Source organism: Sphingomonas sp. AP4-R1 (assembly GCF_013113735.1).
Taxonomy (GTDB): domain Bacteria; phylum Pseudomonadota; class Alphaproteobacteria; order Sphingomonadales; family Sphingomonadaceae; genus Sphingomonas_I.
On the sequence record NZ_CP053346.1, the window covers coordinates 437,278 to 452,274 of the forward strand.

A 14,997-nucleotide genomic window follows, 5' to 3' on the forward strand; every position below is an offset into this window, starting at 1 on the left:
AAGCGCCCCGCGATCAGGGCAAGTCCAACAACTTATGCTGTCGGGCCTGTCAGTTTCGCTGGCGCAGGTAGGCTTCGAATCGGTCGCTGCCAAGCATCCGCGCATCGTCCAGCCGCCAGCGCCCGTGCGCGGCGGCCAGATCGGTGAGGCCGATATCGCCCAGCGCGGGCTTGCCGTCGCCGATCAGGATGGGCGCGCGATAGAGCAGCAGTCGATCGACAAGATCGGCGCGGAGGAAGGACGCGGCGGTCACGGCGCCACCCTCGACGAACAGGTGATCGACGCCGGAGAGGGCAGCGATCTCCTGAACCCCACCCAAGACTTCCTCGTCATTCCCGCGAACGCGGGAACCCAGTCCACCGGTCTCATCCGAATTCCCGCCTCCGCGGGACTGACGCGCGGAAAGAAGGATCCGACGCGGACCCCGCCCCTCCAGCCCCGGCAGGCGCACGTCCAGCCTCGGCGCATCCGCCTCCCACGTCCCCCGCCCGACCAGGATCGCCTCGTGCCGCGCCCGCTCCAGATGGACATGCGCGCGCGCCGCATCTCCCGTGATCCAGCGGCTCGATCCGTCCGCCAGCGCGATCCGCCCGTCGAGCGAGGTGGCGAGCTTCAGCGTCACCAGTGGCCGCCCCTGCGCCTGCCGCATGAGGAACCCCGCCATCGCCCGCCGTGCCTCGGCCGCGAGCAGGCCGCTCTCCACCACGATCCCGGCCGCCCGCAGCCGCGCGAAGCCCTCGCCCGCCGTGCGCGGATCGGGATCCCCGATCGCCGCCACCACGCGCGCCGGCCGCGCCGCCGCCAGCGAATCGGCGCAGGCCGGTCCGCGCGGGCTGCGATGCGCGCAGGGCTCCAGCGTGGCATAGACCGTCGCGCCCTCCGCGAGCGCGCCCGCCTCGCCCAGCGCCATCGCCTCGGCATGGGGGCGACCGCCCGGCTGGGTCCAGCCGCGCCCGACGACCCTGCCGTCCCGCACGATCACGCAGCCGACGTTCGGATTGGGCGCGGTCAGCCCCCGCCCGCGCTCCGAGAGCGCGAGCGCGGCGGCCATCCAGCGATCATCTGTGCTCAAAAACCCCAGCGGGTCATCGCGTCATCCACCTTCTGGAACTGGCGGCGACGCTCGGCCTTGGCCGCATTCACTTCCTTCTGGTCGATCTTCTGCTGCTTGACGATCTCCGCATCGGTGCGATTCTCGGACCAGTCGGCGGCATAAATGGTCGAGGCGCCGGGCATCACGCCGTTGCGCGCCTCCAGGATGAAGCCGGTGATGATCAGCGAGGTCATCCCGATCGCCATCGCGCCGAACACCAGTTTGTGGCGCCGGTTGGCGGCCAGCATGCCCTTCAGATCGGCAAGCAGCGCCTTGGGTTTCGCGGGGCGGGGGAAATAGGCCATGCGGGGAAGATAAGGGGTGGAGGAAGCCAGCGCCACCTTTCCGTTTTTCCCTCGTCATCCTGAACTCGTTTCAGGATCCATGGCCTGACCTCCGCTTCACGCGAGTCGGTCGTGGTAGGCTCCCGGGTGATGGATCCTGAAACAAGTTCAGGATGACGGCGGAACCTAAGCCCCCGCCCGCTCCAGCCGCGCCACCGCCAGATCCTGCCCGATCAGTGGCAGCAGCGCCGCCATGTCCGGGCCATGATCCATCCCCGTCAGTGCCTGTCGTAGCGGCAGGAACAGCGCCTTGCCCTTGCGCCCGCTGCTCGCCTTGAGCGCGCCGGTCAGCGCGGGCCAGACGCCCTCATCCCACGCCAGCGTCCGTGCGACCGCCGCCGCCTCGGCCAGATAGGCGCGATCCTCGTCCCCGATCGCGGGCACGGCAATCTCGCCCGACAGCACCGGCAGCCACTCCGCCGCCTCCGCCACGGTCGAGAGGTTGGGCGCGATCGTCGCCCAGGCCTCGGCCCCGATCCCCTCGGGCAGACGATCCGCGACCGCCGCATAGGGCATCAGATGGATCGTGCGCGCATTCACCGCCGCCAGCTCGTCGAGATCGAAGCGGGCGGGCGCGCGGCCGAAGCGGGCGAAATCCACCCCCTCGATCAGCGGCGCCACCTCCGCCACCGGCTCGACCGGATCGCTGGTGCCGAGCTTCGCCAGCAGAGCCGCCAGCGCCAGCGGCTCGATCCCGCTCTCGCGCAGCGCATCGGCGCCCAGCGCGCCCAGCCGCTTGGAAAGCTTGCCCCCGCTGCCTGTCAGCAAAGCCTCGTGCGCGAAGGCCGGCGCCTCCGCGCCGAGCGCCGCGAACATCTGCAGCTGCAGCCCGGTGTTGGTGACATGATCCTCGCCGCGCACGACATGCGTCACGCCCATGTCGATATCGTCGATCACGCTCGGCAGCATATAGAGCCAGCTGCCGTCCTCGCGGCGGATGACGGGATCGGACTGCAGCTTCGGATCGATCTTCTGCTCGCCGCGCACCAGATCGTCCCAGTGGATCGGCGCGTCATGATCCAGCTTGAAGCGCCAGTGCGGGCGGCGGCCCTCCGCCTCCAGCGAAGCGCGGTCCGCCTCGCTCAGGGCCAGCGCCGCGCGATCATAGATGGGCGGCAGACCGCGCCCGGCGAGGATCTTGCGCTTGAGGTCCAGTTCCTGCCCCGTCTCATAAGCGGGATAGACCCGGCCGGCCGCGCGCAATTCCTCGAAACGCGCTTCGTACAGCGCGAAGCGGTCCGACTGGCGCGTCTCCGCATCCGGCACCAGCCCCAGCCAGCGCAGGTCGGCGCGGATCGACTCCGCATTCTCCTCGGTCGAGCGCGCCCGGTCCGTATCGTCGAGGCGCAGCAGGAAGCGCCCGCCATGCTTGCGCGCCCACAGCCAATTGTGGAGCGCCACGCGGATATTGCCGACATGGATGCGCCCGGTGGGCGACGGGGCGAAGCGGGTTACGACGGTCATAGGGGGGGTCATATCAGGCGGGCTCTCCGGAGACGCGCGCGGTCTGGCTCGAGGCGCCGACGCCCAGTAGCCGGCGGATCGCATCCGTCACGGGGCGGAGCAGGCGGACGAGCGGCGGTTCGATCCTGGCGGCGATGATCCAGGCGAGGCCGATCATCAGCCCCAGCACCAGCAATGGCACGAGGATCACGGGTACGCCCGACATCAGCGGCGCGATCTCCGCGATCAGCCCGACGCCGATCGCGCTGTGGAGCAGATAGAAAGGATAGCTGACGAAGCCGAGCCACAGCAGCCCCTTGGCCGCCAGCAGGTCCTGCAGCCAGCGCCATTGCTGAACAGCGGCGAAGAACAGGATGCCCGCGAACAGAGCCGCGCGCGACGAGCGTTCCATGCCGCCCGGCAGCACGGTCGTCGTCGCCGAGCAGAGCCCGATCGCCAGCGCCATCCAGAACAGCCCGCGATCGCTATTCTGCCGCGCCTTCAGAAACAGGGCGCCGCTCGCGAACCAGCCGAAATTCTGGAAGCCGGCATGATAGAGGAAGAAAGTCGGCCGCAGCGCCCAGTGCAGATGATAGCGGTGGACCAGCACCGGCACGATCAGGCTGAGCGCATACAGCACCAGCAGCAATGCCACCGACCGCGCCCAGCCGATCCGGAAGAAAGCGAGCCCGATCACGATGTAAAAGGCCGCCTCCACATAGAGCGACCAGAAGGCGCCATCCAGGCTGTGCGCCATCACACCCATGGTGCGAATATAGACCGGATTGATGAGCATCAGGCCGGGCAGCAGATCGCCCGGCTGGGCATATCCGCCCGGCATCGCGTCGCCCATCGGGATGCGCGCCGCATAGAGAATCAGGCTCGCCACCAGCATCGCGGGGAACAGGCGCAGCCAGCGCCGCAGGATGAAATCGACGAACCCGGTGCAGCGCTCCAGCGTGATGAAGATCACATAGCCGGAGATCAGGAAGAACAGATTCACCCCCGCCCAGCCGTAGCGCACCCCCGGCCACCATTCGAAGGCGCGGCCATAAGGCAGGTGCATCTGGTAGATCGGGCCCAGAAAATGCCATGCGGCGGTCAGCAGGATCGCGACGCCCCGCAGGCCATCGAGATAGCCGATCCGCTCCTGTCCCTTATGCATTCCGCCGTCTGGCCCCCGGTAAGGCGGCGGCCCTTACCAGCGTGGCCCCGCGCTTTCCAGCCGCTCGCCCGTCAGGGGATCAGGCCGGTGGCGCGATAGGTCTCGATCATGCGATCGAACAAGGCGATGTCCCTGCGCCCGCGCGCCACGAGCTGCGCGCCCTGGATCGCCCCGAAAATGGCGAAGGCCCGATCGGAGGCGGTCTTCCCGTCGGCCGCCCCGTCAATCGCCAGCACGTCGCGCAGCCAGGCGACGCACACGTCGCTGAACGTCGCCACCTCGGCCTTCACCGCGTCGGGCAGATCGTCATGCTCGGCGGACATGATGCCGATCAGGCACATCCGATTTCCGTTGGCGAGCGCGGCGCGGAACACGCCGATGAACCCGGCCACCAGCCCCGGCACATCGGCGGACGATTCGCGCATCCGCGCCAGTCCGGCCCTGCCCGCCTCGGTATAGCGCCGGGCGAGCGCCGCCCCGAGATCGCCCTTGGTGGGGAAGTGATAGTGGATGCTGGCGCTCTTGATGCCCACGGCTGCGGCCACATCGCGGAAGCTGAGCGCGTTATAGCCATGCGCCTGCACCATCGGCTGGGCGGTATCGAGGATGAGCTGCTTGGTGTCGGTGGTCGCCATGTCGTTCCAATCTATCTATCGGTAGATAGTATTTGACATCGGATCTGGAAAGGCCTTTAGCGCCGCCGTCACCTATCTAGTGGTAGATAGATTCGATAAGGAGGCAGACCATGAAGATTTACGACCGCGCCGGTTTTCCCAATCCATCCCGCATCCGCATCGTCGTCGCCGAGAAGGGGCTCGAGGATCGGGTGGACTATGTGAGCGTCGATCTGATCGGGGCGGAGCATAAGCAGGCGCCGTTTCTGGCCATCAATCCGTCGGGCAAGATTCCCGTGCTGGAGTTGGAGGACGGCACCCAGATTTCGGAATCGACCGCGATCACCGAATATCTCGACAATCTGGATGGCACGCCCACGCTTACCGGCACCACGCCGCGCGAGAAGGCGATGATCCACATGATGCAGAAGCGCGCCGAAGTGGAGCTGATGGACGGCGTGGACGGCTATTTCCATTATGCGACGCCCGGCCTGGGCGATGCGATGATCCCCTACACCAGCCCCGATTGGGCGGGCCGCAAGGAATGGGGCGAGCGCCAGCGCGACAAGGCGGTGCGCGCGATGCACCAGTTCGATGGCATGCTGCAGACCCGGCCCTATCTGGCGGGCGACCGCTTCTCGATGGCGGACATCACCGCCTTCGCCGCGCTGAACTTCGCGGGCGCGGCGGGCATCGCGATCCCGGCCGACTGCAACGCGCTCACCGAATGGCGCGAGCGCGTCTCCGCTCTGCCGAGCGTGCGCAACCGGTCCGGCCAGTCCTTCCTGCCCGAGGATCTGCGCCGCTTCGGCTTCTGATACCCTCCAAACCGTCCGTGCTGAGCCTGTCGAAACACCGTTCTTCTTCTCGGACCCCGCGCTCCGGAAAGGAACGGCCGACAGGCTCAGGGCAAACGGACCTGAAAGCCTCTCACCCGAACAGCCACGCGCCCAGCACGCGCCCCGGCACGAAGGCGAAGAGCGCGGCGGCGACGGCGCTGCCGTATATGATGACCATACCGCGCAGATGCGCCCGGATCTGGCCTGCGCGCGCCAGCCACACGGCGCGCGGAATGCCGACGGTCACCGCCAGCGAGAGGATGTGGATCGGTCCGAGATGCCCGAGCATCCCGACCAGCCCGAAGCTCGACAGCGCCACCACCATCATCAGCGCCGCCCAGATCCGCCCCAGCAGGCGGTGCAGCCGATCGCCCTTGCGGCGCACCAGCACCCAGGCGCCCAGCGGCACGATCGGGATCGCCGCGCCCAGATGGATCGGAAGCCAGATCGACCGGGCTGACAGCGTGGGCGATCCCGTCGCGACATGACGCACCAGCGCCGCGAGGATCAGGGCGCTCACGATCCCGGCCGTCAGCGCGATCAGCCAGCGGAGCGGATGCGGGATGGCAGGCAGAGGGATCGGGGCGGTGGCGGCGAGGCTGGTCATGCAGGTCTCCTTCGATGACCTCGCCATGGCAGCGCGCGGTTCGCCCTCAAGCGCGCCTGCGTCAAACGCGCTCCGCCCTTCGCCGATGCCGTGGATGTACCGTTCGCGAAGCGCCGATGGTACAGGTCCCCCCATGGCGCGCCTGAAGGATATCTCGGCCGAATTGCTGGTGATGGCCGGGCTCGGCCTGATTCTGGGCCTGCTCGGGCCGTTCGGCACCTTCGCCATGCCGGTGGCCGCGCGCGTCGGCATCTGGCTGGCGATGGCGATCGGCGGCTATGCCTGCTTCCGGCCCGTGATCGGCGCCGGCCGCTCGCTGTCCGAACAGGCGCATCTGCCGTTGACGCTCGCGATGGCGCTGGCCTGCATCGTCGCCTCCGTTCCGGTGACGGTGATGACCGGCGCGCTGTTCGGCGAAGGGCTCGATCCCGCCGCGCTCGCGCATTCCTACCCCTATGTGCTGCTGGTCGGCGGGCTGACCACGGCGATCCAGGTCCTGCTCTTCTCGCGCCGCCAGCCGCCAGCCGCCCCAGCCCTCGCCACGGCCGCGATCGACGCGAATGCGCCGCAGCCGCCCTCCGATTCCGTACCCGTCGCCGCGCCGACACCCCCCGCACCGCAGCCGCCCGCCACCTTCCTCGATCGCCTGCCGCCGCATCTGGGCCGCGATCTGATGTGTCTGGAGATGGAGGATCATTATGTCCGTGCCCATACGGCGCGCGGCTCCACCCTGATCCTGATGCGGATGCGCGATGCGGTGGCCGAGGTCGCGGGGATCGAGGGTGAGCGCGTGCATCGCAGCTGGTGGGTCGCCCGCACCGCCGTCGCCGCCACCGAGCGGCGCGATCGGGCGATCCTGCTGCGCCTGTCCAACGGACTGGACGTGCCGGTCGCGCGGGACAGCGTGGCCCTGCTCCGATCGAAAGGGTGGCTGTAGCGGGTTGCGAAACGCGCGGAAGGGCGCGCGCCGGCAGGCGCATCATCAAACAATGTGTAACGCGATTGCCAAATGGGCTCTCGTGGCTATGAGCGGGCGCGAAAATTCCCCGGGGGTCCCCACGCGATGAAATTGTTGACCGGCAACGCGAACCGGCCGCTGGCCAAGGCGATCGCCGATTATCTGGACATGCCGCTGACCGATGCGTCGGTCCGCCGCTTCGCCGACGAAGAGGTCTTCGTCGAGATTCACGAGAATGTGCGCGGCGAAGACGTGTTCGTGCTGCAGTCGACCGGCTACCCCGCCAACGACAATCTGATGGAATTGCTGATCTGCATCGATGCGCTGCGCCGCGCCTCGGCCCGCCGGATCACCGCCGTCGTCCCCTATTTCGGCTATGCCCGCCAGGATCGGAAGCCCGGCCCGCGCACGCCGATTTCCGCCAAACTGGTCGCCAACCTGATCACCGCCGCGGGCGCGAACCGCGTGCTGTCGGTGGATCTGCACGCCGGCCAGATCCAGGGCTTCTTCGATATCCCGACCGACAACCTCTACGCCGCGCCGGTGATGTCCGAGGATATCAAAGCCCGCTTCGGCGACAAGAATCTGATGGTCGTCTCGCCCGACGTCGGCGGCGTGGTGCGCGCCCGTGCGCTCGCCAAGCGGCTGAACAACGCCCCCCTCGCCATCGTCGACAAGCGCCGCGAGCGCGCCGGCGAGAGCGAGGTGATGAACATCATCGGTGACGTCACCGGCCGCTTCTGCATCCTGATCGACGATATCGTCGATTCGGCCGGCACGCTCTGCAACGCCGCCGCGGCGCTGCGCGATGCGGGCGCCGAGGATGTCGTCGCCTATGTCACGCACGGCGTGCTGTCGGGCGGCGCGGTCGCGCGCGTCGAGGGTTCGGCGCTGCGCGAGCTGGTGATCACCGATTCGATCGCGCCCAATGTGGCGGTGGCCGGCGCGCAGAAGATCCGCGTCAACACGATCGCCCCGCTGCTGGCCGAGGCGGTGCGCCGCATCGCCGACGAAAGCTCGGTTTCCTCGCTGTTCGACTGAGGCCCGTCGGCCTATTTCCCGCTCGATGATCCGCTTTTGAGGCGGACCGAGCCGAGATAGGCCGTAGCGGCGCTCGCCTCCTTGGGGCTGGGAATGGCGCGATAGGCATATTGCACGAGGTGGATGTCCGCATCCCCCGCGAAGGCACGTGCCAACATCGTCTCGGGCTTTCCCGTCGCCGGGTTGAGTGGGCACGTCACGCGGAACGCCGCTGTGACATGACCGCCATCGCTTGCGTCCTCGATCGGATCCGCAATGGCTCCGGGACAAGCCTGAATCATGAGGGAGCCGAGCTTTTCCAGCATCGCATGAGGCCCGATCCGGGCAAGTCCGGAGAAGCGCTGAACGGTGATCATCCTCGACCACGCTTCGACTGTTTCGCGAACGGGTACGCGTTCCTCGATCGTCTGGCCGCTCTGTTTGTCAGCGAAGCCGATCTTGAAGCCGGAGGGCAAAGGCGCTTCGAGCATTTCGGCCTCAGGAGCCGGAACCGCCCCCGCCGCCTGGAGGGCGATCCATAACGCTGCCGTGAACCCGATCATATTCGCCCCCTCGTCATTGATCCCAACTGTCACACGGGATTCGATGTTGCCAAGCGACATGATCGCCCGCCCACCGCTGCCGCCCCTCATCGGTTGACGCCCGCCCCGCCGCCCTCCAGCATCGCGAGCGGGGTCTGGGGGGATTGCGGTCGTGGCGCGGCGTTCGGAATTCCGGGTCGAGCAACTCAGCGGGCTGACGCTGACCCTCTATCGCGCGCTGATGGCGGTGCTTCTGCTGATCGCGGCGATCGGCATCGTCACCGCCTACGGCCAGCAGCGCGACGCGCAGGCCTCGGTCGGGCCGACCTTCGCGGCCAGCCTGCGCTTTCCGGGCGGCAACGATGTGGTGACGCGAGTCGCCCCCTTCAGCGACGAGGCGCGCGCCAGAGGCCTGCTGCCGGGCGACCGGCTGATCGCGATCGACGGTCGCGCGATCCCCTATTTCGATCTGGATGCGATCCAGTCGCTGCTCGCAGGCCCCGACGGCAGCACCTATCGCCTGACCGTGCAGACCGGCGAGGCGTCGCCGCGCACGATCACGCTCACCCGCAATTCCCATTATATCGACCAGGCCTATGCCGGATCGGGGCTCACCTTCGCGATCCGCAGCTGGACGGTGTTCGGCTTCCGCATGCTGGATGCCGTGCTGGCGCTGGCTACGGCGCTGCTGCTCTTCATCCGCCGCCCGACCGATCCGGTGGCGGCGATGCTGGCCTTGTGCGCGGTGCCACTGGAGAACGGGCTGCTGTTCCTGTGGCCCGATGCGGGGCTGGCGCTGACCGGCTTCTCGTCGGTGCGCCACATGCTCTTCCTCACCACGATCCTGATCTATCCCAACGGGCGCTTCGTGCCGCGCTGGACGATCTGGCTGACGCCGCTGATCCCGGTGATCGAGCTGGTGTCCTTCCAGTCGACCACGGTGGAAGCCGCGATCGGCCTGCGGCAGCTGCTGCTCTTCGCCTTCCTGATCGCGGCGGCCGGCGCCTTCTACCTGCGCTATCGTTCGACCCCGCCCGGCGCGGAGCGGCAGCAGATCAAGCTCATCATGCTGGGCACGGTCGGCTGGGTGCTGTTCGGGCTTGTCTCGCTGGTGCTGGAGCGGATCTCGGCGGCCAGCGCGACGGTGGCGATGTCGGCCTGGTTCTCGCTCGCCTCGCATCTGGCGGGCAGCTTCGCCGCGATCGCGCTGGAGGCCGGCATCCTGCTCTCGCTGCTGCGGCTGCGCCTCTACGACGCCGATTCGCTGATCAGCCGCTCCGCCGCTTATACCTTCCTCACCCTGCTGCTCGGTCCCACCTTCGCCGCGACCGACAAGGTGGTGCAGGTGCTGAGCGCGCAATCCTTCGGCGAGAATGCGCGCGCCATGTCGGCGGGCTTCGGCGCCGCCATCGCCGCCACGTTGATCGCGCCGCTCAACAAGCGCGTGCGCCGCTGGACCGAACTGCGCTTTCAGGGCGAGATCGTGGCGCTGCGCGACGATCTGCCGAAGCATGTGGGCGATCTGCGCGAATTCGCGACGTTGGACGTGCTGCTGGCGGGCGTGCTGGACCGCATCCGGCAGGGGATCCGGACGCGCCATGTCGCGATCCTGCTGCGCGGCGAGAATGGGGGCTTCCATCCCCTGACGTCGCCCGGCCTGACCGGCGAGACCGTTCTTACCTGGGCGCAGGACTGGCAGCCGGAGCCGGGCAACCGGCTGGAAGGCGACCGCGACGATCCGCTCTTCCCGGTGCGGATCCGGCTGGGCGACGAGGAACCCGGCATGATCGGCTGGATCCTGCTGGGGCCCCGCCCCGACGGCAGCTTCTTCGGCAAGGACGAGCGCAAGGCACTGGCCGAGATCGCCGCGCCGATCGCGCTCGCCATCCGCATCGTGCGCGAGCGCGACGCGCGCATGGCCGGGCATATCGCGCGCAATCGCGAGCTGGAGGAACGCATCGCCACGCTGGAGAGCCGGCTGGGCGCCTTCCGGGATAGTGCGTGAACCTCTCCCAAAACCCGTGGGGCACTGAGCTTGTCGAAGTGCCGTTCTTTCTTTCCACCTTGCGAAGAAGAGGAACGGTGCTTCGACAAGCTCAGCACGAACGGGTTTTGGTTCGATCGATCCCGCCTAGGCTGGGACATCGCGACCGGCTAGGCAGTCCCCATGACCGACGATGATATCCAGCTGATCGGGCGGCTGGCGGATGCCGCGGGTGCGGCGATCCGCCCCTTCTTCCGCGCGCGCTTCACGATCGAGACCAAGGCCGATGCCTCGCCCGTGACGCAGGCGGATCGCGCCGCCGAGACCGCGATCCGCGCGATCCTAGAGCAAGAACGCCCGCAGGACGGCATCATCGGCGAGGAATATGGCGTCACCCGCGAAGAGGCGCCGCGCCAGTGGGTGATCGATCCGATCGACGGCACGCGCGCCTTTCTCGCCGGGCGGCCTCTGTTCGGCACCCTGATCGCGCTGCTGGAGGAGGATCGCCCGGTGCTGGGCGTGATCGACCAGCCGATTTCGGGCGAACGCTGGCTGGGCGCCAAGGGGCGGCCGACCCTGTTCAACGGCGCGCCCGTGAAGACGCGCGCCTGCGCCACGCTCGCCGCCGGCCATATGGCGACGACGGGCCCCTATCTGTTCGCGCCCGAAGACCAGCCCGCCTTCGATCGGCTGCGCGGGGAAATGCGCGACACGATCTGGGGCGGCGACTGCTATAATTACGCGCTGGTCGCCTCGGGCCATGTCGATCTGGTCGTCGAATCCTGGCTCAAGCTCTATGATTTCGCGGCGCTCGTGCCCGTGGTGGAGGGCGCCGGCGGGCGCATGACCGACTGGCAGGGCCAGCCGCTCGACCGCCACAGCGACGGCCGCGTGATCGCGGCGGGCGATCCGGCGCTGATCGAGCAGGCCGTGACGGTGCTGGCTTCCTGACCGTCATTCCCGCGAAAGCGGGAATCCATGGAAGCACGCCGCCGGATCAAGCCGAAAAAGCCTGCTGGCGATGGATCCCCGCTTTCGCGGGGATGACGATGAAGGTCACAGCTTGATCGGCTTCTTGTCCTTCTCCGCCTTCACGTCGGCGCTCTTGCCCTTGCCGATATCCTTGCGCGGCTCGCCCTTGAGGGTGCGCTGGGCGGCCGCGTTCGCGCCGGCCAGCACCGGCCCGCAGGCCGCCGCCTTCGCATCGCCCGGATCGACGAACGCCAGCAGCGCCGCCGGCGGCGTCAGCACGCCCAGCGCCACGCCCACCCCGCCGCGCAGCAGCAGTTCGGGTGTGACGATCTGGAACGAGGGCGCCGCGAAATGGCCACCGATGCCCACGGGCGACTGGCCCGAGAAGACGCTGAACTTCTTCGCGTCCGCGCGGAAGGCGAAGCTGAGCAACTCGTCCTTGAAGCTGAAGCCGCCCTTGGCCGTCATCACATTCTTGCTGGTATCGATCAGGATGGGATCGGCCGCCGCGATGCCGTCGCGCACCGTGAAGCCGATCAGCCCGCAATTGATCTGCACCGGCTCCTTCAGCTTCTTCTCGAACATCTTCTGCACGAAGGTGCCGATGTCGAATTCGGACAGCTGGGTGTAGCTGGTCCAGAAGGTGCCGCGCGGCAGGATCACGGCGATGCGGCCGTTGGACGTGGCGAGCGAATCGCGCACCGTGTTGCCGGTGCCCGTCATCTTCACGCGCGCCTTGATCGTGCCGGTCGTACCCGAATCATTGACCCCGAAGCGCGCGAGCAATTTGCCCATCGGCGTCGGCGACATGCGGATATCGTAATCGGTGACGATCGCGGGCTGGCGCGCATTGATCGAAATGTCGCTGTCGACATGGCCGCCCGCCATATCGAAGTTGAGCGGGCTCAGCTTCATCAGCGAATGATCGAGATCGAGGCCGAGCAGGATGTTCGAGATCGGCACGAACGGCTGCCTGATGTCGGCCACCTTGTAGGTGACCTTCGCATCGAAGGCCTTGATCGCGTCCACGCGCAGCGGCGCGTCGGGCAGGATGCGCGGATAGGCACCGCGCGCATGCTGGGTGGTCGCGGCGGCGGTGGCACCCTGCGTCGCCAGCTTGTCGGGATTGTAGCCGATGAACGGCCCGATATCGATCATGTCGACCAGACGGCTGGCGAGATCGGCCTTCAGGAACAGGCGATCCTCGGTGCCGGTGCGCGGCACGGTGACCGTCATCGCACCGCCGATGTCGCTATTGCCGTAGCTCCCGGCGATGCGGGTGAATTCATAATCCTGTCCGCGCTTCGTCAGGTGCGAGCGCAGGCGATAGGCCCGCGTATCCGGCACGGCGATGCCGGCCAGATCGAACAGGTTGCGCAGATTGCGCCCGCGCACCTGCACGGCGAGATCCGCACCCTCGATCTGCGTCGCGGCCGGAAGCGTACCCGACACGTCGACGCTGGTGCGCGCGGCGCGAACATGCAGCTCGAACTGGTTGCGCCCGCCCGCCATCAGCGCGTTGGGCGAGGTCTGGCTGCCGTTCAGCGTGAAGGGGTTGCCGCGCGCCGTGCCCTTGCCGGTGAACAGGATATTGTTGGCGAAGCGGCTGTCCTTCGCGTTGATCGGATCGAAATGCACGTCCGCGAAGATCTGCATCGCGGCATCGTCATAGTGGATGTCGGTGCCCGTCACCGCCGCGCGCCGGATCAGCGGCATCTGGAACGGCGTGTCGCCCGCAAACGTCCAGCTGTTGCGCTTGTGCGCCTTGTCCCATTCCAGATCGACCGTGCCGTCGACCAGGTTCAGCCATTCGATCTGCTTCTTCCCGAAGATCAGCGGCAGCGTCTCGATCCGCGTGTCGATCAGCTTGGAGGCGAACAGATTGGGCTTCTTCGCCCAGTCGGGATTGGAAACGGTCATGCCCTCGGCAAGGAACTTCACGTCGATCGGATCGAAATAGAAATTGAAGTCGCCAGCCACGCGGATGTCGCGTTCCATATAGCGGCTCGCGACCCGCTCGAACGTATGCTTCAGGAAGCGGCCCTTGGTGACGAACAGCACCAGCCACGCCAGGAAGATCAGCCCGAAGATCGTGGCCACCACCGAGACGACCGAGGCGATCGCCGTCCTGGCCGGGTCGCGCACCGGCGCCGGAGCGGGCGGGGGCGGCGCATCGGCCGGACTGCTGTCCCGTGCGGACGGAGGGTGAGACAGATCGACCATGAGCGCACAAACCGTTCGTCGCGTTCGTCGGTTCCGGTTGCGAATCTGTTCCGACTTGCCTATAGGCGCGCGCTTCCAAGCGATTATCGCGAGAACTGCCCGGCTAGTGTGGGCTGCCGTGGCCGTTCCTGATCGCCTCGACAAGGAGACGAAAATGCCCAAGCTGAAGACGAAGAGCGGCGTTAAAAAACGCTTCAAGCTCACCGCCACCGGCCTGCTGAAGCATGGCGTGGCGGGCAAGCGGCACCGGCTGATGAGCCACAATGCCAAGTATATCCGCCAGAACCGCGGCACCTCCGTGCTTTCCGACGCCGATACGGCGACGGTGAAGCGCTGGGCGCCCTACGGCCTCAAGTAAGGAGTAGCGGGACATGGCACGCGTCAAGCGCGGCGTAACCACGCACGCAAAGCATAAGCGTATTCTGGAAGACGCGAAGGGCTATTATGGCCGTCGCAAGAATACGATCCGCATCGCCCGCCAGGCGGTGGAGAAGGCCGGGCAGTACGCCTATCGCGACCGCAAGGTGAACAAGCGCAATTTCCGCGCTCTGTGGATCCAGCGCATCAACGCCGCCGTCCGCACCGAAGGCCTGACCTACGGTGTGTTCATGCACGGCCTGAAGCTGGCCGGCATCGATCTGGACCGCAAGGTCCTGGCCGATCTGGCGATGAACGAAGCCGCCACCTTCTCGGCGATCGTCGCCCAGGCGAAGGCAGCGCTTCCGGAAGACGCCCGCGTCGCGGCGTAATCCGATCGTTCGCTGAACGAATGAAGGGCGCGGCGCCGAAGGGTGCCGCGCCCTTTTTGTTTGCTCCATCGTCATTCCCGCGCACGCGGGAATCCAGTATCGCAGCGCCATGGAGCGAGCGCCGGTCGTCTATATTCTGGCCAGCGCCCGCGCCGGGACCTTGTATATCGGCGTCACCTCGAACCTGTTGCAACGTCTGCATCAGCATCGTGAAGGGTTGATCCCCGGCTTCACCTCCCGCTACGGGGTCGCGCGACTGGTCTGGTTCGAAATGCACGGGGATATGGCTTCGGCCATCGGGCGCGAGAAACAGCTCAAGAAATGGAACCGCGCCTGGAAGCTCAGCCTGATCGAGGAGCGGAACCCCCATTGGGAAGATCTGGCGGTGACGATGCTTGGCCTCGATCCGCTTGATACTTCCTCCCCGTCATTCCCGCGAAAGCG

15 protein-coding genes and 1 pseudogene are annotated in these 14,997 nt (G+C 67.3%); 8 read left to right on the forward strand and 8 right to left on the reverse strand.

Features of this window, described 5'->3' with window-relative positions; genetic code table 11:
• Nucleotides 1–49: 49 nt before the first annotated feature.
• The 5 genes from ribD to HL653_RS02085 form a co-directional block, all read right to left on the reverse strand.
• A complete protein-coding gene (gene ribD / locus HL653_RS02065; protein WP_171743032.1) occupies nt 50–1,051 on the reverse strand; it encodes a bifunctional diaminohydroxyphosphoribosylaminopyrimidine deaminase/5-amino-6-(5-phosphoribosylamino)uracil reductase RibD in 1,002 nt (333 codons plus the stop codon).
• A gap of 17 nt (nt 1,052–1,068) precedes the next feature.
• Nucleotides 1,069–1,434 (reverse strand): hypothetical protein, encoded by a 366-nt coding sequence (locus HL653_RS02070; RefSeq protein ID WP_171743033.1) that lies wholly within the window; start codon nt 1,432–1,434, stop codon nt 1,069–1,071.
• A gap of 129 nt (nt 1,435–1,563) precedes the next feature.
• Nucleotides 1,564–2,901 carry a glutamate--tRNA ligase gene (locus HL653_RS02075; protein ID WP_171743034.1) on the reverse strand — a complete coding sequence of 446 codons (1,338 nt, stop codon included), beginning with the start codon at nt 2,899–2,901 and terminating at the stop codon, nt 1,564–1,566.
• Between the two features lie 13 nt (nt 2,902–2,914).
• Complete coding sequence (locus HL653_RS02080; protein WP_171743035.1) at nt 2,915–4,045, reverse strand: acyltransferase; 1,131 nt, start codon at nt 4,043–4,045, stop codon at nt 2,915–2,917.
• 71 nt (nt 4,046–4,116) lie between these two features.
• The gene (locus HL653_RS02085; protein ID WP_171743036.1) at nt 4,117–4,680 is read right to left on the reverse strand and encodes a TetR/AcrR family transcriptional regulator; all 564 of its coding nucleotides are present in this window, start codon (nt 4,678–4,680) and stop codon (nt 4,117–4,119) included.
• 110 nt (nt 4,681–4,790) lie between these two features.
• On the opposite strand from HL653_RS02085, the gene HL653_RS02090 reads away from it, so the two are divergent.
• Nucleotides 4,791–5,477 carry a glutathione S-transferase family protein gene (locus tag HL653_RS02090; protein WP_171743037.1) on the forward strand — a complete coding sequence of 229 codons (687 nt, stop codon included), beginning with the start codon at nt 4,791–4,793 and terminating at the stop codon, nt 5,475–5,477.
• Nucleotides 5,478–5,589: 112 nt separating this feature from the next.
• Here the strand turns inward: HL653_RS02090 and HL653_RS02095 are convergent, their stop codons facing one another.
• Complete coding sequence (locus HL653_RS02095) at nt 5,590–6,105, reverse strand: DUF2306 domain-containing protein (RefSeq protein ID WP_171743038.1); 516 nt, start codon at nt 6,103–6,105, stop codon at nt 5,590–5,592.
• A 133-nt stretch (nt 6,106–6,238) separates the two neighbouring features.
• Between HL653_RS02095 and HL653_RS02100 the strand changes: the two genes are divergently transcribed.
• Nucleotides 6,239–7,042, forward strand: coding sequence for a LytTR family DNA-binding domain-containing protein (locus HL653_RS02100; RefSeq protein ID WP_171743039.1), 804 nt, complete (start codon nt 6,239–6,241; stop codon nt 7,040–7,042).
• A gap of 126 nt (nt 7,043–7,168) precedes the next feature.
• A complete protein-coding gene (locus HL653_RS02105) occupies nt 7,169–8,104 on the forward strand; it encodes a ribose-phosphate pyrophosphokinase (RefSeq protein WP_171743040.1) in 936 nt (311 codons plus the stop codon).
• An 11-nt stretch (nt 8,105–8,115) separates the two neighbouring features.
• Here the strand turns inward: HL653_RS02105 and HL653_RS02110 are convergent, their stop codons facing one another.
• Nucleotides 8,116–8,736 (reverse strand): hypothetical protein, encoded by a 621-nt coding sequence (locus HL653_RS02110; protein ID WP_171743041.1) that lies wholly within the window; start codon nt 8,734–8,736, stop codon nt 8,116–8,118.
• Between the two features lie 61 nt (nt 8,737–8,797).
• On the opposite strand from HL653_RS02110, the gene HL653_RS02115 reads away from it, so the two are divergent.
• Nucleotides 8,798–10,630 (forward strand): PDZ domain-containing protein, encoded by a 1,833-nt coding sequence (locus HL653_RS02115; RefSeq protein ID WP_216599939.1) that lies wholly within the window; start codon nt 8,798–8,800, stop codon nt 10,628–10,630.
• 162 nt (nt 10,631–10,792) lie between these two features.
• Entirely contained in the window at nt 10,793–11,560 is a 768-nt protein-coding gene (gene hisN / locus HL653_RS02120) for a histidinol-phosphatase (protein ID WP_171743042.1), read from the forward strand.
• Nucleotides 11,561–11,665: 105 nt separating this feature from the next.
• On the opposite strand, the gene HL653_RS02125 is transcribed toward hisN, so the two are convergent.
• Nucleotides 11,666–13,804: an AsmA family protein gene (locus HL653_RS02125; protein ID WP_171743043.1), complete on the reverse strand. Its 2,139-nt coding sequence runs from the start codon at nt 13,802–13,804 to the stop codon at nt 11,666–11,668.
• Nucleotides 13,805–13,958: 154 nt separating this feature from the next.
• Between HL653_RS02125 and rpmI the strand changes: the two genes are divergently transcribed.
• The 3 genes and pseudogenes from rpmI to HL653_RS02140 form a co-directional block, all read left to right on the forward strand.
• A complete protein-coding gene (gene rpmI, locus HL653_RS02130; RefSeq protein ID WP_171743044.1) occupies nt 13,959–14,162 on the forward strand; it encodes a 50S ribosomal protein L35 in 204 nt (67 codons plus the stop codon).
• Between the two features lie 13 nt (nt 14,163–14,175).
• Nucleotides 14,176–14,553, forward strand: coding sequence for a 50S ribosomal protein L20 (rplT, locus tag HL653_RS02135; RefSeq protein WP_171743045.1), 378 nt, complete (start codon nt 14,176–14,178; stop codon nt 14,551–14,553).
• 109 nt (nt 14,554–14,662) lie between these two features.
• A pseudogene (locus HL653_RS02140) lies at nt 14,663–14,953 on the forward strand (GIY-YIG nuclease family protein); the annotation flags it as partial.
• Nucleotides 14,954–14,997 lie beyond the last annotated feature (44 nt).

Coding starts and splice junctions, on each gene's coding strand:
- HL653_RS02075 (WP_171743034.1), bottom strand. CDS start 2,901: ATGACCGTCGTAACCCGCTTCGCCCCGTCGCCCACCGGGCGCATCCAT.
- HL653_RS02100 (WP_171743039.1), top strand. CDS start 6,239: ATGGCGCGCCTGAAGGATATCTCGGCCGAATTGCTGGTGATGGCCGGG.
- HL653_RS02125 (WP_171743043.1), bottom strand. CDS start 13,804: ATGGTCGATCTGTCTCACCCTCCGTCCGCACGGGACAGCAGTCCGGCC.
- hisN (WP_171743042.1), top strand. CDS start 10,793: ATGACCGACGATGATATCCAGCTGATCGGGCGGCTGGCGGATGCCGCG.
- HL653_RS02105 (WP_171743040.1), top strand. CDS start 7,169: ATGAAATTGTTGACCGGCAACGCGAACCGGCCGCTGGCCAAGGCGATC.
- HL653_RS02095 (WP_171743038.1), bottom strand. CDS start 6,105: ATGACCAGCCTCGCCGCCACCGCCCCGATCCCTCTGCCTGCCATCCCG.
- rpmI (WP_171743044.1), top strand. CDS start 13,959: ATGCCCAAGCTGAAGACGAAGAGCGGCGTTAAAAAACGCTTCAAGCTC.
- rplT (WP_171743045.1), top strand. CDS start 14,176: ATGGCACGCGTCAAGCGCGGCGTAACCACGCACGCAAAGCATAAGCGT.
- ribD (WP_171743032.1), bottom strand. CDS start 1,051: ATGGCCGCCGCGCTCGCGCTCTCGGAGCGCGGGCGGGGGCTGACCGCG.
- HL653_RS02110 (WP_171743041.1), bottom strand. CDS start 8,736: ATGAGGGGCGGCAGCGGTGGGCGGGCGATCATGTCGCTTGGCAACATC.
- HL653_RS02090 (WP_171743037.1), top strand. CDS start 4,791: ATGAAGATTTACGACCGCGCCGGTTTTCCCAATCCATCCCGCATCCGC.
- HL653_RS02085 (WP_171743036.1), bottom strand. CDS start 4,680: ATGGCGACCACCGACACCAAGCAGCTCATCCTCGATACCGCCCAGCCG.
- HL653_RS02080 (WP_171743035.1), bottom strand. CDS start 4,045: ATGCATAAGGGACAGGAGCGGATCGGCTATCTCGATGGCCTGCGGGGC.